The sequence below is a fragment of the Thioalkalivibrio nitratireducens DSM 14787 genome, from assembly GCF_000321415.2.
GTDB classification, from domain to species: Bacteria; Pseudomonadota; Gammaproteobacteria; order Ectothiorhodospirales; family Ectothiorhodospiraceae; genus Thioalkalivibrio; species Thioalkalivibrio nitratireducens.
The window spans coordinates 1,801,929-1,822,204 of record NC_019902.2 but is presented as its reverse complement, the minus strand read 5'-3'; the positions used below and the strand labels follow the sequence as shown (position 1 = coordinate 1,822,204).

General features: G+C 67.4%; 17 protein-coding genes. All 17 read left to right on the top strand.

The window, feature by feature from the left end; genetic code table 11:
• Nucleotides 1-73 precede the first annotated feature (73 nt).
• The 17 genes from TVNIR_RS08535 to TVNIR_RS08455 all read left to right on the top strand — a co-directional run bounded on the left by TVNIR_RS08535 (nt 74) and on the right by TVNIR_RS08455 (nt 20,258).
• Complete coding sequence (locus TVNIR_RS08535) at nt 74-2,407, top strand: DNA internalization-related competence protein ComEC/Rec2 (protein ID WP_015258604.1); 2,334 nt, start codon at nt 74-76, stop codon at nt 2,405-2,407.
• Between the two features lie 47 nt (nt 2,408-2,454).
• On the top strand, nt 2,455-3,519 hold the full coding sequence (gene mtnA, locus TVNIR_RS08530) for an S-methyl-5-thioribose-1-phosphate isomerase (protein WP_043740427.1): 1,065 nt from the start codon (nt 2,455-2,457) through the stop codon (nt 3,517-3,519).
• An 80-nt stretch (nt 3,520-3,599) separates the two neighbouring features.
• Nucleotides 3,600-6,212, top strand: coding sequence for a DNA gyrase subunit A (gene gyrA, locus TVNIR_RS08525; protein ID WP_015258602.1), 2,613 nt, complete (start codon nt 3,600-3,602; stop codon nt 6,210-6,212).
• Entirely contained in the window at nt 6,209-7,291 is a 1,083-nt protein-coding gene (gene serC, locus TVNIR_RS08520) for a 3-phosphoserine/phosphohydroxythreonine transaminase (protein WP_015258601.1), read from the top strand. The genes gyrA and serC overlap by 4 nt, the downstream gene beginning before the upstream one ends.
• A 13-nt stretch (nt 7,292-7,304) precedes the next feature.
• A complete protein-coding gene (locus tag TVNIR_RS08515; protein WP_043739533.1) occupies nt 7,305-8,468 on the top strand; it encodes a 3-phosphoglycerate dehydrogenase family protein in 1,164 nt (387 codons plus the stop codon).
• 26 nt (nt 8,469-8,494) lie between these two features.
• Nucleotides 8,495-9,550 carry a prephenate dehydratase gene (gene pheA, locus TVNIR_RS08510; protein ID WP_211263190.1) on the top strand — a complete coding sequence of 352 codons (1,056 nt, stop codon included), beginning with the start codon at nt 8,495-8,497 and terminating at the stop codon, nt 9,548-9,550.
• A gap of 70 nt (nt 9,551-9,620) precedes the next feature.
• Nucleotides 9,621-10,748, top strand: coding sequence for a histidinol-phosphate transaminase (gene hisC, locus TVNIR_RS08505; RefSeq protein ID WP_015258598.1), 1,128 nt, complete (start codon nt 9,621-9,623; stop codon nt 10,746-10,748).
• The gene (locus TVNIR_RS08500; RefSeq protein WP_015258597.1) at nt 10,745-11,626 is read left to right on the top strand and encodes a prephenate dehydrogenase; all 882 of its coding nucleotides are present in this window, start codon (nt 10,745-10,747) and stop codon (nt 11,624-11,626) included. Before hisC ends, TVNIR_RS08500 begins: the two co-directional genes overlap by 4 nt.
• A 4-nt stretch (nt 11,627-11,630) precedes the next feature.
• Entirely contained in the window at nt 11,631-12,938 is a 1,308-nt protein-coding gene (aroA, locus tag TVNIR_RS08495; RefSeq protein ID WP_015258596.1) for a 3-phosphoshikimate 1-carboxyvinyltransferase, read from the top strand.
• Nucleotides 12,935-13,624: a (d)CMP kinase gene (gene cmk / locus TVNIR_RS08490; RefSeq protein ID WP_015258595.1), complete on the top strand. Its 690-nt coding sequence runs from the start codon at nt 12,935-12,937 to the stop codon at nt 13,622-13,624. Before aroA ends, cmk begins: the two co-directional genes overlap by 4 nt.
• Nucleotides 13,625-13,724: 100 nt before the next feature.
• Nucleotides 13,725-15,398 carry a 30S ribosomal protein S1 gene (gene rpsA / locus TVNIR_RS08485; protein WP_015258594.1) on the top strand — a complete coding sequence of 558 codons (1,674 nt, stop codon included), beginning with the start codon at nt 13,725-13,727 and terminating at the stop codon, nt 15,396-15,398.
• 231 nt (nt 15,399-15,629) lie between these two features.
• Nucleotides 15,630-15,929, top strand: coding sequence for an integration host factor subunit beta (ihfB, locus tag TVNIR_RS08480; RefSeq protein WP_015258593.1), 300 nt, complete (start codon nt 15,630-15,632; stop codon nt 15,927-15,929).
• A 7-nt stretch (nt 15,930-15,936) separates the two neighbouring features.
• Nucleotides 15,937-17,145, top strand: coding sequence for a tetratricopeptide repeat protein (locus TVNIR_RS08475; protein WP_015258592.1), 1,209 nt, complete (start codon nt 15,937-15,939; stop codon nt 17,143-17,145).
• Nucleotides 17,146-17,153: 8 nt separating this feature from the next.
• Entirely contained in the window at nt 17,154-17,882 is a 729-nt protein-coding gene (gene pyrF, locus TVNIR_RS08470; RefSeq protein WP_043739531.1) for an orotidine-5'-phosphate decarboxylase, read from the top strand.
• A gap of 323 nt (nt 17,883-18,205) precedes the next feature.
• Nucleotides 18,206-18,466, top strand: coding sequence for a ComEA family DNA-binding protein (locus TVNIR_RS08465; RefSeq protein ID WP_015258590.1), 261 nt, complete (start codon nt 18,206-18,208; stop codon nt 18,464-18,466).
• A 65-nt stretch (nt 18,467-18,531) separates the two neighbouring features.
• On the top strand, nt 18,532-19,419 hold the full coding sequence (gene galU / locus TVNIR_RS08460; RefSeq protein ID WP_015258589.1) for a UTP--glucose-1-phosphate uridylyltransferase GalU: 888 nt from the start codon (nt 18,532-18,534) through the stop codon (nt 19,417-19,419).
• 53 nt (nt 19,420-19,472) lie between these two features.
• Complete coding sequence (locus TVNIR_RS08455) at nt 19,473-20,258, top strand: FkbM family methyltransferase (protein WP_015258588.1); 786 nt, start codon at nt 19,473-19,475, stop codon at nt 20,256-20,258.
• Nucleotides 20,259-20,276 lie beyond the last annotated feature (18 nt).

Sequence of the window (20,276 nt, the reverse complement as noted above, 5' to 3'; positions counted from 1 at the left end):
GGCCGGGAGGCCGGCGGGCGGCCCGTGGGCCCGCCGCATCCGATCATATTGCCGTTGCCGGTCGGATGGAACCATGATCCTACTGGCGTTCGGGGTACTCGGTGGGGCGGTTGCGGTGCATCGGTTCGCGTTGCTGCCCGACTGGCCCTGGGCGGCCCTGCTGGTGCCGTCACTGGCGCTGCTGTTCTGGGCCCGTCTGCAGCTGCCCGCCGGGCTGTTGCTCGGAGCCGTGTTGGCCGCGATCCACGGCCAGGCGTGGCTCGACCGGGCGGTGCCCTGGGAGATGGCCGGTGCCGAGGTCACCGTGTCCGGTCAGATCCACGGCCTTCCGGATCATTCCCGCGAACGCTCGCGGTTCGTGCTGCGCATCGACCGGGTGCATGCCGGGCCGCAGGAGTTCCGCGCGCAAAGGCTGCGGGTAACGCAGTTTCCGGCCGAGCCCGAACTCCGGGCCGGAGACCGGCTCAGCGTCACGCTCCGGATCCGGCCGCCGCGGGGGCTGCACAATCCTTCCGGTTTCGACTACGGCACCTGGCTCTACCGCGAGGGCATCCACGGCCTGGCGAGCGTACGCGGCGGGGTGATTCACGAGGGACGCGCGCACACCGCGCTCGTGTCGTCGACGTTGCACCGGGCCCGGGAGACGGTCCGGGACGCGATGCAGGCCGCCTACCCCGGGGCTCGGCACCCGGGGGTGATGCAGGCGCTGGTGATCGGCGAGCGCGGGGCCATGGAGGACGACGAGTGGCGCCTGTTCCTGCATACCGGGACCAACCATCTGATGGCGATCTCCGGCCTGCATGTGGGGCTGGTCGCGGGGTTCGCGGTGCTGATCGCACGTGTGCTCTGGCGACGGCTGGCCGGGCTGTGGCGGCGGGTCTCGATGGGGCTGTTTACCGCCGTCGCGGCCGTCGTCGCGGCCTCGATGTACGCGGGGCTGGCCGGCTTCAGCATTCCGACACAGCGCGCGCTGATTATGTTGCTGATGGTCACCGCGGCGATCGTCGCCGGCCGCGACCCGCTGTCGTGGCGCGTCTATGCCGCGGCGCTGTTGGTGGTAATCGCGATTCACCCGCCGAACGTGCTCGCGCCCGGGTTCTGGTTCTCGTTCGGCGCGGTGGCGGTGATTCTGCTGCTGGTGCAGGGGCGCGTGGGCCGACCGGGCCTGTCCGGCTGGCTCGGTCTGCAGGTATTGCTGGCGCTCGCGCTGCTGCCGCTGAGTCTCGCCTGGTTCCAGCTCGGGGCCTGGATCGCCCCGGCGGCCAACCTGATAGCGGTCCCGGTGGTCGGGCTGCTGGTGTTGCCGACGCTGCTTGCGGGCGCCGGACTCGCGCTGGTCTCGCCGGCACTCGGCAGCCCACTGCTGTGGTGGGCAGACGGCTGCCTCTTCCTGTTGCTGCAGGTGCTCGAATGGATGCTGCGGGTTCCGGGGGCGGTGTCCCAAACCGGTGTGCGCGCATTTGCGGCCGTGTTGGCCGGTGCCGGTGTCGTGCTACTGCTGTTGCCCCGCCTGCGCGTGCTCGCTCCCTGGATCCTGTTGGCCTGGCTGCCGCTGGTGCTGCCCCCGGCGCCACGGCTCGACGAAGGTGTGTTCCGTGCCGAACTGCTCGACGTCGGGCAGGGGCTGGCCGTGATCGTGCAGACGCGCCGCCACGTAGTGCTGTACGACGCGGGTCCGGCCTGGGAAGGCGGCTTCGACTCCGGGGAATCCATCGTACTGCCGGCATTACGGCGCCTGGGAGTGCGCCGCGTCGACCGTATCCTGGTCAGTCACGAGCATCGGGATCATCGCGGCGGGGTGGCGGCGGTGGTGGAAGCGATGCCCGTCGGGAAGGTCCTCAGCCGGCGCCCGGACCTGCACGAAGGCGAGGAGGCCTGCGAAGCCGGTCTTGCCTGGGAGTGGGACGGCGTGCAGTTCCAGACGCTGCATCCGCCGGCCTTCTGGGACGACGGCAACGCGGCCTCCTGTGTGCTGTCGGTACGCGGTCCCGGGGGGCGGCTGCTGCTGACCGGAGACCTGGAGGGATTGGGCGAGAGCGTGCTGGTGCGTGCCGAGCGGGAAGCGCTGGCGACCGACCTGCTGCTGGTTCCTCATCACGGCGCCCGCGGCGTTCTCGGGCGGGGTCTGCTGGAGGCCGCCGCACCGCGCGCCGCCTGGGTCAGCCGCGGTTTCGACAACCGCTTCGAGCATCCGTCCCCCGACGTGACCGAGCGGCTGCGGCAGGGCTGCGTGCCTTTGCTGGATAGCGCCGAGCGGGGGATGCTCTGGCTGGAGGCGGGGCCTGACGGCATTCGTCTGAGTCCGGGCAGCCGTGCCGAACGACCCCGGTTCTGGCAGCCGCCGGTGCCGCCGCTGCAACTGCTCCCCGACCATTGTCCCGATCCCGGTGACCGGTTGCGCCGGTAACGGTGGGAGCCATCCGGCCATTGAGTCGGCCATGTAGAATGGGCACGATGATCGATACGCTGCCCGATACCATCCGCCCGATCCGCTACGGCGACGGGGCGCTCTACCTGCTCGATCAGCGCCTGCTCCCCGGCGAGACACACGAGAACCGCTATGTGGATGCCGCCGGCGTGGCGGCGGCCATCCGGGATATGGTCGTGCGTGGGGCGCCGGCCATCGGCATCACCGCGGCATTCGGCGTGGTGCTGGCCTGCGGTGCGGCCGCTGGAAGCGGGCGGGCGGACTGGCGGGGGCAGGTAGAGCAGGCAATCGCGCAACTGGCAGCCTCGCGCCCGACCGCAGTCAACCTGTTCTGGGCACTCGATCGGATGCGGGAGGTACTGGCATCGTGCCCGTCGGCCGGTGAGGCCCACGCCCGGGCGCTGGCCGAGGCGGAGCGGATGCTGGCGGCGGACATCGCGGCCAACCGTCGCCTCGGGGCAGCCGGCGCGGAGCTGATCGAACCGGGACGCGCGGTGCTTACCCACTGCAACACCGGGTCGCTGGCGACCGGCGGTTTCGGGACCGCGCTCGGGGTTATCCGCTCCGCCTGGGCACAGGGCCGGATCCGCGAGGTGTTTGCCGACGAGACTCGCCCTTGGCTGCAGGGGGCTCGGTTGACCGCCTGGGAACTGCTGCACGACGGCATTCCGGTGCACCTGCTCTGTGAGGGCGCGGCCGCCAGCCTGCTGCGTTTGGGGCAGGTGGGCTGGGTGATCGTGGGTGCCGACCGGATCGCCGCGAACGGTGATACCGCCAACAAGATCGGAACCTACGGGCTGGCGCTGCTGGCCCGCGAACACGGCGTGCGTTTCATGGTGGCGGCGCCGGTCAGCACCATCGACTTCGACACCTCGGAGGGTTCCGGGATCCCGATCGAGATGCGTCCGGAATCCGAGGTGCTGGAATTGGCCGGCCGAGCCATTGCGCCCCCCGGATCCCGGGGCTGGAATCCGGCCTTCGATGTGACCCCGGCAAGACTGATCGATGCGATCGTGACCGAGCACGGCGTGGTGCAGCGGCCGGATCGGGAGCGGCTGGTTGCACTGCGGGAGGGGATCGCGTCGCGATGATTCCCACGGCGGTGCGCGCCGTGTGCCCCCCGCTATGGTAGAATTGCGCGTTTACTATCCCCGGAGCCCTCCGCGCGCCGATGGCTGAATTCGCCAAGGAAATCTTCCCGGTCAACCTCGAGGACGAGATGCAGCAGTCCTACCTCGACTATGCGATGAGCGTAATCGTGGGTCGGGCGCTGCCGGATGTCCGCGACGGTCTGAAGCCGGTACACCGCCGCGTGCTGTACGCGATGCGCGAACTCGGCAACGAGTACAACAAGCCGTACAAGAAGTCGGCGCGCGTGGTCGGCGACGTGATCGGCAAATATCACCCGCACGGTGATTCCGCGGTCTACGACGCGATCGTGCGCATGGCGCAGCCGTTCTCGGTGCGCTATATGCTGATCGACGGCCAGGGCAACTTCGGCTCGGTGGACGGCGACGCCCCCGCGGCGATGCGTTACACCGAAGTGCGCATGGCGCGCATCGCCCAGGAACTGCTGGCCGACATCGACAAGGAGACGGTCGACTTTGTCGACAACTACGACGGTTCCGAGCGCGAACCGTCGGTGTTGCCGAGCAAGTTTCCGCACCTGCTGGTCAACGGCTCGGCGGGGATCGCGGTGGGCATGGCGACCAACGTGCCGCCGCACAACCTCGGCGAGGTGATCGACGCCTGTGTGGCACTGATCGACGATCCGGAGATCGGCGTCGACGGGCTGATGGAACACCTTCCGGGCCCCGATTTTCCCACTGCCGCGATCATCAACGGTGTCGACGGGATCCGCGACGCCTACCGAACCGGCCGCGGCCGCGTCTACATCCGTGCCCGCACCCACACCGAGCCGCTCGAGGGGGGGCAGCGCGAGGCGATCATCGTCAGCGAACTGCCCTACCAAGTGAACAAGGCCCGGCTGATCGAGAAGATCGCGGAACTGGTGAAGGAACGCCGGATCGAGGGGATCAGCGAACTGCGCGACGAGTCCGACAAGGACGGCATGCGCATCGTGATCGAACTCAGGCGCGGCGAGGTGCCCGAAGTGGTGCTGAACCACCTGTTCATGCACACTCAGATGCAGAACGTGTTCGGCATCAACATGGTCGCGCTGGTCGACGGCCAGCCACGGCTGCTCGACCTGCGCCAGATCCTCGAAGCTTTCCTGCGCCACCGCCGCGAGGTCGTAACCCGCAGGACGATCTTCGACCTGCGCAAGGCCCGGGAGCGTGCGCACATCCTCGAGGGGCTTGCGGTTGCGCTGGCCAACATCGACGAGATCATCGCGTTGATCAAGGCCGCGCCGAACCCTGCCGAGGCCAAGGCCGGTCTGCTGGGGCGCGCCTGGCCGCCGGGCATGGTGACGACCATGCTCGAGCGCGCGGGCGCACATGCATCGCGTCCCGAGGAGCTGGCGGCCGAGTTCGGTCCGGGTGAGGACGGCTACCGCCTGTCCGAGGCCCAGGCGCAGGCGATCCTCGACCTGCGTCTGCACCGGCTGACCGGCCTCGAACAGGAGAAGATCCTCGACGAATACCGCCAGCTGCTGGAACTGATCGACGACCTGCTGGACATCCTCGGTTCCGGCGAGCGCCTGCAGGAGGAGATCCGCAACGAACTGCTGGCGGTCCGGGAGCAGTACGGCGATATCCGCCGCAGCGAGATCCGGGAAGCCCATGCGAACCTGACCCTGGCGGACCTGATCGGGGAAGAGGACGTGGTGGTTACCCTGTCGCACGCCGGTTACGTCAAGTACCAGCCGCTGACCGCCTACCGTGCGCAGCGCCGCGGCGGTCGCGGCAAGGCCGCGACCAGCTTCCGCGAAGAGGATTTCATCGATCGCGTGCTGGTGGCGAATACGCACGACACCATCCTCTGCTTCTCCAGCCGCGGCCGGGTCTACTGGATCAAGGTCTACGAGTTGCCGCAGGGGAGCCGGGCCGCGCGCGGCAAGCCGATCGTGAATCTGCTGCCGCTGGAACAGGACGAACGCATCAATGCGATCCTGCCCGTACGCGGCTACGCCGAGGACCGGTTCGTGTTCATGGTGACTGCGGGCGGAACGGTCAAGAAGACGCCACTGACCGACTTTTCCCGCCCGCGGACCGCCGGCATCATCGCGGTCGATCTGCGCGACGGGGACCGCCTGGTCGACGTCGCGCTGACCGACGGCGATCAGGAAGTGATGCTGGTGACCTCTGCCGGCAAGGCGGTGCGGTTCCCCGAGACCGACGTGCGTGCGATGGGGCGTGTGGCCTGCGGTGTGCGCGGGATCCGCATGGACGAGACGCACCGTGTGATCGCGCTGCTGATCGTCGGCGAGGGTTCTGCGCTGTTCGCGAGCGAGTTCGGGTATGGAAAACGAACCGGGTTCGATGAATTCCCGGTCCACCGGCGCGGGGGACAGGGGGTCATCGCGATCCAGTGCGCCGGGCGCAACGGCATGCTGGTGGGGGCCGCGCGCGTGCTCGACGATCAGGAAGTGATGCTGATCACCGATGCCGGGACGCTCGTGCGCACACCGGTCGCGCAGATCCCGCTGATCGGGCGCAACACGCAGGGCGTACGCCTGATCCGCCTGAGCGAGGACGAGAAACTCGTGGAACTCGCGCGCGTGGAACGGCTGCAGGGCGAGGATGACCCCGAAGAGGCGGATGACGACACGGAGCTCGGTGCCGAGGCACCGCCCGAGACCGACAATGGAGAAGCAGAATGAGTCGAGTATTCAATTTCAGCGCCGGACCCGCGGCCCTGCCCGAGAGCGTGCTGCAGCGCGCCCAGGCCGAGTGCGCCGATTTCCGCGGTGCCGGTATGTCCGTGATGGAGATGAGCCATCGTGGCAAGATTTTCATGGAGGTTGCGGAGAAGGCGGAACGGGATCTGCGTGCGCTGCTGAATGTCCCGGACGACTATGCAGTGCTGTTTCTGCAGGGTGGCGCGACCGGGCAGTTCGCGGCAGTGCCGCTGAACCTGCAGCCGGGTGGCCAGGCGATGGATTACCTTGACACTGGCGCGTGGTCGGGCAAGGCGATCAAGGAGGCCCAGAAGTACGGCCCGGTGAACATCGTTGCCAGCAGTCAGAGTCACGGCTATGCGTCGATCCCGGATTCGTCGACCTGGAAGCTGGACCCGGGCGCGGCCTACGTCCATTACACGCCGAACGAGACGATCGGCGGTGTCGAATTCCATTTCGTGCCCGAGACCGGCGATGTGCCGCTGGTCGCGGACATGTCCTCGACCATCCTGTCGCGGCCGATCGACGTCGCCCGCTACGGGGTGATCTACGCGGGTGCCCAGAAGAACATCGGCCCTGCGGGCCTGACGGTCGTGATCGTGCGCAGGGATCTGATGGAGCGCAAGTCGGCCGGGGTTCCGGCGGTGCTCGACTATGCGCTGCAGGTCAAGAACGACTCGATGTACAACACGCCGCCGACCTTTGCCTGGTACCTGGCGGGCCTGGTGTTCGAGTGGCTGATGGAGCAGGGGGGGCTGGCCGGAATGGCCCAGGTCAACGAGCGCAAGGCGCGTAAGCTGTACCATTTCGTCGACAACTCCGAGTTCTACCGCAACCCGGTCGAACCCTCGGCGCGGTCGTGGATGAATGTCCCGTTCATTCTGGCCGACGATGCGCTGGACGGCAGCTTTCTGAAGCAAGCGGAAGAGGCCGGACTTTCCGGCCTGAAGGGCCATCGGTCGGTCGGCGGCATGCGTGCAAGCATCTACAACGCGGTGTCCGAGGCGGCGGTGGATGCGCTGATCGAGTTCATGGCGGACTTCGAGCAGCGACATGCCTGAGCGGGGGGAGAACATGTACCGGATCCAGACGTTCAACAACATCGCCATCCGCGGTCTCGAGCGGTATCCCCGGGAAACCTACGAGGTCGCGTCCAGCCTGCCGGACCCCGACGCGTTCATGCTGCGCTCGCACAATCTGCACGAAACCCCGATTCCGGATTCGGTGGTGGCGGTCGGCCGCGCCGGCAGCGGCGTGAACAATATCCCGGTCGATCTCCTGTCCGAACGCGGCGTTGCGGTATTCAACGCCCCGGGAGCCAATGCCAATGCGGTCAAGGAACTGGTGATCGGCGGCTTGCTGCTGGCGGCCCGCAACCTGATCCCGGCGGCGGAATACCTGCGCGGACTCGACGGCGATCTGCCAGATTTCGAGAAGCGGGTCGAGGACGGCAAGAAACGTTTCGTCGGATTCGAACTCCCGGGACGCACCCTCGGGGTCATCGGTCTGGGCGCGATCGGCGTGAAGATCGCGAACGCCGCACGCGGGTTGGGCATGCACGTGATCGGCTACGATCCGAAGATTACGGTCGAGAGCGCCTGGCGCCTGGCGTCCGACGTCGAGCGCGCGCGCAGCGTCGACGCAGTCGTCAGCCAGGCCGACGTGATCACCTTTCACGTACCGCTCAACGACCAGACCCGCAATATCCTGGACGCGACCCGCATTCGCTCGTTGAAACCCGGTGCGATCGTGATCAACCTGGCGCGCGACGGCATCGTCGACGATACTGCGCTCGGCGCGGCGCTGGACGCAGGCCGCGTGCATGCCTATGTCAGCGATTTCCCGACCCCCGCGCTGATCCGGCACCCGCGGGTAATAACATTGCCGCACCTCGGGGCCTCCACGGTCGAATCCGAGGAGAACTGCGCGGTGATGATCGCCGATCAGCTCCGCGACTACCTTGAGCACGGCAACGTGGTGAATTCGGTGAACCTGCCGGCGCTCAGCCTGGAACGCAAGGGCGATTCCCGGCTTGCGATCGTGAACCGGAACCTGCCGGACCGGGTCGGTCAGATCTCGCATGTGCTGGGTCAGAACGGGGTGAATATCGTCCACCTGGTGAACGAGTCCCGCGGCAACTTGGCGTACACGCTGCTCGACGTCGAAGGGGCGGTCGACGCCGCGACCGCAGAGGCGATTGCCGGCATCGACGGAGTGCTGCGCTTCCGGATCCTCTAGTGAGCGGTTCCGACGAACTCGAGCGAGTGCGGGAACGCATCGACTGGATCGATGCGGATCTGCTGCGCCTGCTGAACGAGCGGGCCCGGTGCGCCGAGGACGTTGCCGCGGTCAAGCGCGGCCAGGGGAATCCCGTATTCTACCGGCCGGAACGCGAGGCGGTGATCCTGCGCCAGGTGCGCGAACGCAATCCCGGGCCGTTGCCGGGCGATGCGGTGGTTCGGCTGTTCCGCGAAATCATGTCCGAGTGCCTGGCGCTGGAGCAGCCGCTGCAGGTCGCCTACCTGGGGCCGGAGGGGACGTTCACGCACCTGGCGACCCGCAAGCATTTCGGCCATGCCGCGACCCTGCTGCCGCTGGCGTCGATCGATTCGGTGTTCCGCGAGGTGGCGTCGGGACGGGTGCAGTTCGGGGTCGTGCCGATCGAGAACAGCACCGAAGGGGTGGTGTCGCACACGGTCGACTGTTTCCTGGAATCGCCTGTGTTGATCTGCGGCGAGGTGGTGCTGCCGGTGCAGCACCACCTGTTGTCCTCGAGTGCGCGCCTGGAGGATGTCCGGCTGGTGATGGCGCATCCGCAGGCCCTGGCCCAGTGCCGGCAGTGGCTGGACCGACGATTGCCCGGCGTCGAGCGCCGCCATGCACCGAGCAACGCGCGCGCGGCAGACGACGCGGCCGGTGTGCCGGGCGCCGCCGTGATCGCCAGCGAGGTCGCGGCCGAGCGCTACGGACTGGAGATCCTGGCGCGCAACATCGAGGATCGGGGCGACAACACGACCCGATTCCTGGTGATCGGAAGGATCGAGACCGATCCAACTGGGCGCGACCGCACCTCGATCATGCTCAGTACCGCCAACCGTCCGGGCTCGCTGTTCCGCCTGCTGAAACCCATCGCCGAGGCCGGGATCAGCCTGACCCGGATCGAATCCCGGCCCTCGCGCTGCGTGAACTGGGAGTACGTGTTCTTCCTCGACCTGATCGGACACCAGCAGGATCCGGCGATTGCCGCATGCCTCGAGGAACTGCGGGAAAGCGCCGAAATGCTCAAGATCCTGGGAAGCTACCCCCAGGCGGCGACCTGAGGCATGGACGGCGAGCGGATGGCCGATATGCGGGGATGCCTTCGAAACCCTTTCCGAACCCTGGGGCACGATGACGATGACTGATTTTTCTTCGTTGGCTGTCGCGGGCGTGCAGGCGCTCCGTCCCTACGAGCCCGGCAAGCCGGTGGAAACTCTCGAGCGCGAACTGGGCATCCGTGAAGCGGTGAAGCTCGCGTCGAACGAGAATCCGCTGGGTCCGAGCCCGAAGGCCGTCGCGGCGATGCAGGCGGCGCTTGGGGGCGTGCACATCTATCCCGACGGCAATGGTTTCGCGCTGAAGCAGGCCCTGGCGGATCGCCACCGGGCGTCCCCGGCACAGATCACCCTGGGCAACGGATCGAACGAGATCCTGGAACTGGTCGCCAGGGCCTGGCTGGCCCCGGGACGCAGCGCGGTGTTCTCGCGCCATGCGTTTGCCGTCTACCCGCTGGTGGTGCAGGCGGTTTCCGCCGATGCGCGCGTCGCCGAGGCATTGCCCGCGGGCGCGGACCAGCCCTTCGGCCATGACCTGGGCGCAATGGCAGCGCTGGTGGACGAGTCCACCCGGGTGGTATTCATTGCCAACCCGAACAATCCCACCGGCACTTGGGTCGGGGGTGCCGAACTCGAAGCCTTCGTCGCTGGCGTTCCGGCACAGACGCTGGTGGTGGTCGACGAGGCCTACGCGGAATACGTCGAGGTGGCCGACTACCCGGACACGACCCAGTGGGTGGCGCGTTTCCCGAATCTGATCGTGACCCGCACCTTTTCCAAGATCCACGGCCTGGCCGGTCTGCGCCTCGGGTACTCGGTGTCGTCCGAGCCCGTCGCCGAGCTGCTGAATCGCGTACGCCAGCCATTCAACGTGAATACGCTGGCACAGGCTGCCGGCCTCGCCGCGCTCGGGGATCCGGGTCACGTGGAACGGAGCGCACGGGTCAACCGGGAGGGCCTGCGCCAGCTCGAGGCCGGGCTGCGCGAACGCGGCCTGGATTTCATCCCGTCGGTCGGCAACTTCCTCACCTTCGATGTGCGCCAGCCGCCCGGTCCGGTCTACGAGCGCCTGCTGCGCCAGGGCGTGATCGTGCGTCCGGTGGTCAACTACGGCTTGCCGACGCAGTTGCGGGTGACCGTGGGCCGGGCCGAGGAGAATGCGCGTTTTCTGCAGGCGCTGGACGCGGTGCTGGCGGCGGCATGATCCAGCGCCTGGTCATCTTCGGTGTCGGCCTAATCGGAGGGTCGCTGGCGCTGGCATTGCGCGAGGCCGGGGCCGTGGGCGAGGTCGTCGGCTGTTCCCGCAACCCGGAGAACCTGGAGGAGGCGCAGCGCCTCGGCGTGATCGACCGCTGGACGACCGACCCGGTCGAGGCCTGCCGCGACGCCGAGGTGGGCGTGCTCGCGGTCCCCCTGGGGTCGATGCAGGGCCTGGCCGCCGCGCTGGCCGGACACTGGCCGAAGGACGCGCTGCTGACCGACGTGGGCAGCAGCAAGCAGGCGGTGATCGACGCGGTGCGTTCCGGGTTCGGGCAGTTGCCGCGCAATTTCGTTGCCGGGCACCCGATTGCAGGGACCGAGAAGAGCGGCGTCGCGGCCGCGTTCCCCGAACTGTTCCGCGGGCGGCTGGTGATCCTGACCCCGGCGGACGAGACCAACCCGATCGCAGCGGACCGCATCGGAGCGATGTGGCGCGCGGCCGGTGCCCGGGTCGAATTCATGACCCCGGGGCATCACGATCACGTGCTGGCCGCGACCAGCCACCTGCCACATGTGTTGGCCTTCGCGCTGGTGGAGTCGCTGGCGCGACTGAGCGAGAGCGACGAGATTTTTCACTACGCCGCCGGCGGGTTCCGCGATTTCACGCGGATCGCGTCCAGCGACCCGGTGGTCTGGCGCGACATCTGCGTGGCCAACCGGGACGCAATCCTCGAGGTGCTCGAGCGCTTCCAGCGCGACCTGGACAGCCTGCGCGAAGTGATCGTACGGGGCGACGCACGCAACCTCGAGGCGCGTTTCGCGTTCGCGAAACAGGCGCGCGACCGTTTCAGCGAGAACATGCAAGTACAACTGGACCAGTGATCCCATGACATCGACCTTCCACCTCGCCCCCGGAGGATCCCTGCGCGGCAGCCTGCGCGTTCCGGGCGACAAATCCATCTCTCACCGCTCGATCATGCTCGGTGCGCTGGCCGAGGGTCGCACCACGGTCAAGGGCTTCCTCGACGGCGAGGACTGCCTGGCCACGCTCGCCGCGTTCCAGGCGATGGGTGTGCCGATCGAACGACCGGAACCGAACACGGTGATCATCGACGGCGTGGGCCTTCATGGGCTTAGCGCGCCGTCGGCTCCCCTGGACATGGGCAATTCGGGCACCGCGATGCGCCTGCTCTGCGGCGTGCTCGCCGGGCAGTCCTTCGACACCGAATTGGTGGGCGATGCCTCGCTGACCCGCCGCCCGATGCGTCGTGTGACCGCGCCGCTGACCACCATGGGAGCCCGGATCGACACCAGCGAGCAGGGCACGCCGCCATTGCGGGTACACGGTGGCCAGCGTCTGCATGGCGAACATCACACGCTCGAGGTGGCCAGCGCCCAGGTCAAATCGGCCGTGCTGCTGGCCGGGCTCTGGAGCGAGGGCGAAACCTGCGTGACCGAACCCGCGCCGACTCGGGACCACACCGAGCGGATGCTCGCAGGCTTCGGCTACGAAGTGCGCCAGGACGACCGCACCGCCTGCGTGACCAGCGGAGGGCGATTGAGCGCCTGCGCGGTCGATGTCCCTGCCGACATCTCCTCGGCCGCGTTCTTCCTCGTCGGTGCGAGCATCGCCCAGGGGTCGGACATGCTCCTGCAGCACGTGGGCGTGAATCCGACGCGGACCGGCGTGATCGATATCCTGCGCCTGATGGGTGCGTCGATCGAGGTGCTGGACCGGCGGGAAATCGGCGGCGAGCCGGTGGCCGACCTGCACGTGCGCTGGGCGCCGCTGCGGGGTATCGCGATTCCCGAGGAACTGGTGCCGCTGGCGATCGACGAGTTCCCGGCGCTATTCGTTGCCGCAGCCTGCGCCGAGGGCGAAACAAGGCTGACCGGCGCGAGCGAACTGCGGGTCAAGGAGAGCGATCGCATCCAGGTGATGGCCGACGGCCTGGCCACGCTCGGCGTGGAATGCGAGGTGCGGCCCGACGGGATCCGCATCCAGGGCCGGGAAATGCTCGGCGCCGGTGCCATCCAGAGCCACGGGGATCACCGTATCGCGATGTCGTTCGCGATGGCCGCGCTGCGGGCGACCGGGCCCATCGTGGTGCACGACTGTGCAAACGTCGCCACCTCGTTCCCGGGCTTCCCCGAACGGGCACGCGGGGCAGGCCTGGCGATCACCGCGGCATGATCCCGGTTCTGACCATCGACGGGCCCGGCGGCTCGGGCAAGGGAACGGTCAGCAAGCGTCTGGCGCGCGAACTCGGCTGGCACCTGCTGGACAGCGGCGCGCTGTACCGGCTGGTTGGCCTCGCGGCCCGCAACCGTGGGATCGACCTTGCAAATGACATACAACTTGCGGAAGTTGCGGAAGGACTCAATGCCCGGTTCGTGGTGCCCGACACCGGCGAACTGGTCCAGACCTGGCTCGACGGCGAGTGCGTCGACGAGCACCTGCGTTCCGAGACCGCGGGTGCGGATGCCTCGGTCGTGGCCGCGCTGCCGAAGGTCCGGACCGCGCTGCTGGCGCGCCAGCGGGCGTTTGCCCGCCCTCCTGGCCTGGTCGCGGACGGCCGCGATATGGGCACCGTCGTGTTCCCCGAAGCGACCCTCAAGGTCTTTTTGCACGCCAGCGCGGAAGAGCGCGCGAGAAGGCGTTACAAGCAGTTGATGGAACAAGGACTTAGTGCTAACCTTCGCGCCCTTCAGGAAGAAATGGAGGTGCGGGACCGCCGGGACTCCGAGCGTGCCACCGCGCCCCTGAAGCCGGCGGCGGACGCCTGGATCCTAGATTGCACCGATATCGGCATCGAGACGGTGGTTTCCATGATCCGGGAGCGCCTGCAGCAGGTGCTGCGCGCCGCAGACATGCAGTAGACCAGGCAGTATCCGTTCCCGCAGGTGCGGGGTGTGTTCAATCCAAGCCCGGCTGTGGCATCCCGCTGCAGACCGTTCCAATCACAGGTTCAACAAATCCATGACCGAAAGTTTTGCGCAACTGCTCGAAGAGAGCATGGCCTACACCCAGATGCAGCCGGGTGCGATCCTCAGTGCCACCGTCATCGATGTCGGGCCCGACGTCGTCCTCGTCAACGCCGGTCTGAAGTCCGAAGGCGTGATCCCCACCGAGCAGTTCATGAACGAGCGCGGGGAACTCGAGGTCATGGTCGGTGACGTGGTCGAGGTCGCGCTGGAGACCCCAGAAGACGGCTTCGGCGAAACCCGCATGTCGCGTGAGAAGGCCAAGCGCGCGAAAGCCTGGGATCGCCTGGAACACGCGATGGAGGAAGAGAAGTACGTCGTGGGCCAGATCTCCGGCAAGGTCAAAGGCGGGTATACCGTCGAACTCGGCGACATCCGCGCGTTCCTCCCCGGTTCGCTCGTCGACGTGCGCCCGGTGCGCGACACCGCGTACCTGGAAGGCAAGGAGCTGGAGTTCAAGCTGATCAAGCTCGACCGCCGTCGCAACAACGTGGTCGTGTCCCGTCGCGCGGTGGTCGAGCAGGAATACAGCGCCGAGCGCGAGGAGCTGCTGAAGAACCTGCAGGAAGGCATCGTCGTCAAGGGTATCGTCAAGAACCTGACCGACTACGGCGCATTCCTGGACCTGGGCGGTATCGACGGCCTGCTGCACATCACCGACATGGCCTGGAAACGGGTCAAGCATCCGTCGGACGTGGTCAACATCGGCGACGAGGTCGATGTGAAGGTGCTGAAATTCGACCGCGAGCGCATGCGTGTCTCGCTGGGCCTGAAGCAGCTCGGCGAGGATCCGTGGGAGAACATCGCTCGCCGTTACCCGACCGGAACCCGCATCTTCGGCCGCGTGACGAACATCACCGACTACGGCTGCTTCGTCGAGATCGAGGATGGTGTCGAAGGCCTGGTGCACGTCTCCGAAATGGACTGGACCAACAAGAATGTGAACCCGGGCAAGGCCGTGGCGATCGGCGACGAGGTCGAGGTGATGATTCTCGACCTGGACGAGGAGCGCCGCCGCATTTCGCTGGGCATGAAGCAGTGCCAGGCGAACCCGTGGGATGACTTCGCTGCCAATCACAACCGCGGCGAGAAAGTCCGTGGCACGATCAAGTCGATCACCGACTTCGGCGTGTTCGTCGGCCTGGACGGCGGCATCGACGGCCTGATCCACCTGTCCGACCTGTCGTGGCAGCAGCCGGGTGAAGAGGCGATCCGCAACTTCAAGAAGGGCGACGAGGTCGAGGCCGTGGTGCTGTCCGTCGACCCGGAGCGCGAGCGCATCTCGCTGGGCCTGAAGCAGCTGGATCGTGACCCGTTCTCGAGCTTCGTCGCCGAGCACGCGAAGGGCAGCATCGTTTCGGGTGTGGTGAAGGAGGTCGACGCCAAGGCCGCGGTGGTCGAACTGGCCGACGGCATCGACGGCATCCTGCGTGCTGCCGACATCTCGCGGGACCGCGTCGAGGATGCACGCACGGTGCTGAACGTCGGCGACAAGATCGAGGCCAAGTTCATGGGCGTGGACAAGAAGACCCGAGCCATCAGCCTATCGATCAAGGCCAAGGACGTCCAGGAAGAGGCCGAGATCATGCAGGACTACTCGAGTTCGACCGCCACCACCTCGCTGGGTGCGCTGCTGAAGGAAAAGATGGGCGGCGGCAAGAGCGACTGACCCCGGTCGGCGCTCGCTCCGGGGGGCTGCGGCCAATGCCCCGGAGCGCCCCATCCGGCCGCCGGGTTCGCCGCCTTCGGTGTCTTGTGCGCCAGAGGCGGCGTGGCCGGGGCCCGGCCGCGGGTGGGTGCAGAAAAGCACGACCGGACATCGGCAAGCCGGCATCTGACCGGCGGGGGCAGCGCTACGAGCCCTTCCGAAAAACGAAGAACACTGCAAGGGGGGAGTGGAATGACCAAGTCGGAGTTGATCGAACGGCTCGCGGAAAAGACTCCCCACCTGCCCGCCAAGGACGTCGAACTCTGCGTCAAGGCGGTGCTCGAGCGAATGAGCCAGGCCCTGGCCCATGGCGACCGGGTGGAGATCCGCGGTTTCGGCAGCTTCTCGCTGCATTTCCGTCCCCCGCGGATCGGCCGCAATCCCAAGACCGGCAAGGGTGTGGCGCTCGCGGGCAAATATGTCCCGCATTTCAAGCCGGGCAAGGAACTGCGGGAACGTGTAAACCAGGCCTTCGTGGAGTCGGACCCGTGATGCGCGCATGAGCGTGCACTGGCTTCTGCTGTTGTTGCCCGTCGCGGCTGCGAGCGGGTGGGCGGCCGCGCGCTATTCGTCGCCGCGGTCGAGCGCCGGGCGGGAGCCGCCGGTCGATCGCTACCTGGAAGGTGTGCGCTACCTGCTGGACGACCAGACGGATCGTGCGCTGCAGGCGTTCATCGAAGTGGTCGAGATCGACCACGAGACCTTCGAGACCCACCTGATCCTCGGCCGCCTGTTCCGGCGCCGTGGCGAGGTGGATCGGGCGATCCGTATCCACCAGAATCTCGCAGCGCGTCCGACGCTTACGGATGTGCAGCGGGCACGTGCAACTTTCGAAATGGGGCGCGACTTTCTTCTAGCCGGCGTGCTGGATCGGGCCGAGGCCGTGTTCCGGGAACTCGTGGATTCCCCGTCGATGGGTGTGCCGGCGCTGGAAGGCCTGCGTAGCGTGTACGAGACGCAGCGCGACTGGGTCCATGCGGTGGAGACCGGCCTGCGGCTGAAGGCGCACGGGGTCGCGTCCGAGGGGCTGCGCATCGCCCACTACGAATGCGAACTCGCGTTGCTCGAACTCGAGCAGGATCGACCGGACCGTGCGCTGTCGCACGTCGATCGTGCGCTGGGGCTTTGCCCCGGCTTGTCGCGGGCCCTGCTGTTGCGCGCGGAAGTCGCAGAGCGGAACGGTGATGTCGCGCTGTCGATCCGGCTGGGGCGCGAGGCCATCGAGCGGACTCCGGCGCTGGCCACGCTGGTGGTGCCGAAGCTGGAACGCCTGTACCTGAATTCGGGGCTGCCGGGGGCGACCGCCAGCCTCGAGGACACCCTGCAGGCGCTGGCGAGCACGCACAAGATCACGGTAGCCAGCATCGCGCTGATGCGCCTGTATCGACGCACCAACCGCCTTGAAGAGGCGCTGACCCAGCTGCACCGCATCCTGGCCCAACGTCCGGTGCCGACTTCCGGTCTGCTCGAGGCGGTGCGCTGGATGAAGATCCTTCCCGCGGTGCACACCTACAGCAGCGAGTTCGCAGCATTCGAGAAGGCATTGATGGAGCAGTTGCGCAGCCAGCCGCTGTACCAGTGCACCAACTGTGGCTACCAGGGGCGGGCACATGTATGGCAATGCCCGAGTTGCCGACGCTGGGACACACTGCGCGGCATCGACCTCGACCTTGACCAGCCGCCGAACCAGACTTTCAAGACACCATGACTGAACGCATGCAGAACGTATCGCAACCATCGGATCCGAGGCTCATCGTGGCGCTGGATTTTCCCGACGCCCGCGCCGCGGTGGATCTGGCGGGTCGGCTGGATTCCCGTCACTGCGCGGTCAAGGTCGGCTTTGAGCTGTTCGTCGCCGAAGGGCCCGCGTTGGTGGAACGCCTGCAGGAAATGGGCTTCCGGGTGTTCCTCGACCTGAAATTCCACGACATTCCGAATACGGTGGGTGCCGCCTGCCGGGCTGCCGCGCGGCTCGGCGTCTGGATGCTTAACGTGCATGCCGGGGGTGGGCTGGAGATGATGCGCACCGCGGCGGACGCGGTGCGTGCGGTCTCCCCACAGAGCCGCTTGATCGCGGTGACGGTGCTGACCGCGACCGATGCCGCCACGCTGCAGTCGGTCGGGGTCGACCGCAGCCCCGACGAACAGGTCATGCTGCTCGCGGATCTGGCGATCGCGCAGGGCGGTCTCGACGGGCTGGTCTGCTCGGCTCTGGAGGCCGAGCGGCTGCGCCGGACCCTCGGCCCGGCGCCGTGCCTGGTGACGCCAGGAATCCGGCCCGCCGGTGCCGGCGTCGACGACCAGAAGCGAATTTCGACGCCGGCAGCCGCGATCCGCGCCGGGGCCTCGCATCTCGTGGTGGGGCGCCCGATCACCCGGGCGCCGGACCCGGCGCAGGCCGCCGCCCACCTGCTCGCCGAGATTGAGACGGCTTCCGGGGGCTGAACCGGCCGCGCGACCGGCGCTTTCCCGTAACCCCCATGGATTGCATCGCGTCCCCGAAGTCTTCGGGATTGGCCCATATTCGCGCCAGAAAACAGCCCCTTGGCACAGATGGTTGCGATGCAATCCATATCCATGCGGAAGAGCGCAGCGGCCGCGGTGAACCCGGCGAGGGAACGGTGGATGACGGCCTTCGGCCCCTTTCGCCCCACGCGTCCACGTTTCTTTCGGTTTCGGGGGTGGTGGCCGAGCGCTGCGCCGGTTAGGATAACCGTGGTGCCTGGATCGGCACCGACCGTTTGAACCATGACATGGAGGTTGTACCCATGAAGAAGAGCTTTGCCGCTGTTCTGATCCTGCTGTTTTTCTGTCTGCCGGTAGCCTGGGCCTCCGGTCCGGTAAACCCGAACACGGCCTCGGTTGAGGAGTTATCCCAGCTCACCAACATCGGGCCGGCCAAGGCGCAGGCGATCGTCGCCGACCGGGAAGAGAATGGACCGTTCCGTTCGGTCCAGGAACTCACCCGGGTGAGCGGGATCGGCGAGCGCACGGTGGAGATGAATCTGGATCGGATCCAGCTGGACTAGGCCCTCGGCGGGCCGGGGTCTCCGCGGAGGCCCCGGCCTGCACCGGACAACCGCGCGGAGACAGAATGACGAAGAATGAGCAGCGTATTCGCATGGCGGTTTTTCCCGTCGCAGGGATGGGCACGCGCTTCCTGCCGGCGACCAAGGCGAATCCGAAAGAGATGCTGCCGATCGTCGACAAGCCCTTGATCCAGTATGCAGCGGAAGAGGCGGTCGCGGCGGGAATCGAGACACTGGTGTTCGTGACTGGACGCAACAAGCGCTCGATTCCGGATCATTTCGACAAGGCCTACGAACTCGAAAGCGAACTGGAACAGCGGGGCAAGACCCGGATGCTGGAACTGGTTCGAAACATCCTCCCGCCCGAGGTGACCTGCGTATATGTTCGGCAGGCGGATGCCCTCGGCCTCGGCCACGCGGTCGGCTGCGCCCGGCCGATCGTGCAACACGAACCCTTTGCGGTGATCCTCGCCGACGACCTGATTGAAAGCGAGCGGGGCGGTGCGCTGGCGCAGATGGTCGAGCAGTTCAACGACACCCAGTGCAGCGTGCTGGGGGTGGAGGAGGTGCCGCGGCAGGACACCGGCAAGTACGGCGTGATCGACCCGGTGGCGACCGATACCCCGGGCCTGTGGGACGTGAAGGGGATCGTCGAGAAACCCCGGCCCGAGGACGCTCCCTCCAGCATGGCCGTCGTGGGCCGCTACGTGCTGACGCCCCGCATTTTCGAGTTGCTGAAGGCGCAGGAGCCCGGAGCGGGAGGCGAGATCCAACTGACCGACGCGATTGCCCGCCTGCTGGAGCAAGAGCGTGTCACCGCCTTCGAATTCTCGGGCAGGCGTTTCGATTGCGGAAGCAAGCTGGGGTATCTGCAGGCGACCGTCGAATTCGCCCTCCAGCACCCGGAGTTGAGCGAAGATTTCAAGGCCTATCTGGACGCAAGAAGAGCCTGACCTCGCACCGTCGGACGTCCGCGGCGCGCAACCAGGGGATTTTCCCGGCCAACATGGCGCGGCACGACTGGCAGACCGGGTTCGGCATCCTCCGCTCGCTGGTGATCTACTGGCGTCCGGGCCGGCAGCGATCGCTGCGCCGTCTCTACCAACCGTTCGTCCCCGCGGGCGGTCTGGTCTTCGACATCGGCGCCCATCTGGGCGACCGCACCCGGGCCTTTGCGGACCTCGGGGCCCGCGTCGTCGCGCTCGAGCCGCAGCCGCAGCTCGAGCGCTGGCTGCGGCGTCTCGTGGGGTCACACCCGTCGGTCGTGGTTCGCCCGCAAGCGGTGGGACGTGCTGCCGGGCAGGCGCGGCTCGCGATCAGCCGCCTGCATCCGACGGTGTCGACGCTTTCGGCTGACTGGCAGGAAGGGCTCAGCCGTCGCAACCGCTCGTTCCGTCGTGTGGCCTGGGACCGGACTGTCTCCGTCGAGGTCACCACTCTCGACGCCTTGATCCGGGAGTACGGGGTACCGGATTTCTGCAAGCTCGATGTCGAAGGCTTCGAGGCGGAGGTGCTGGCCGGTCTCAGCCGGCCGTTGCCCGCGCTTTCGCTGGAGTTCGTGTCCGGTGCACTCGAGGTCGCCCGGGACAGTGTGCGCCGCCTCGCCGAACTCGGCCCTTATGCGTTCAACGCAATCCCCGGCGAGCGGCGCGAATTCCTGTTTCGCGGGTGGCGGCCACCGGACGCGCTGGCAGCCTGGCTGGAAGCGGGCGCAGGGGGTATCGCGTCCGGAGACCTGTATGCGCGGCTGCAACCCGCACGTGCCGGCAGTTGGCCCGGGCATGGCGCTTGACATCGCGGCATCGCAGAC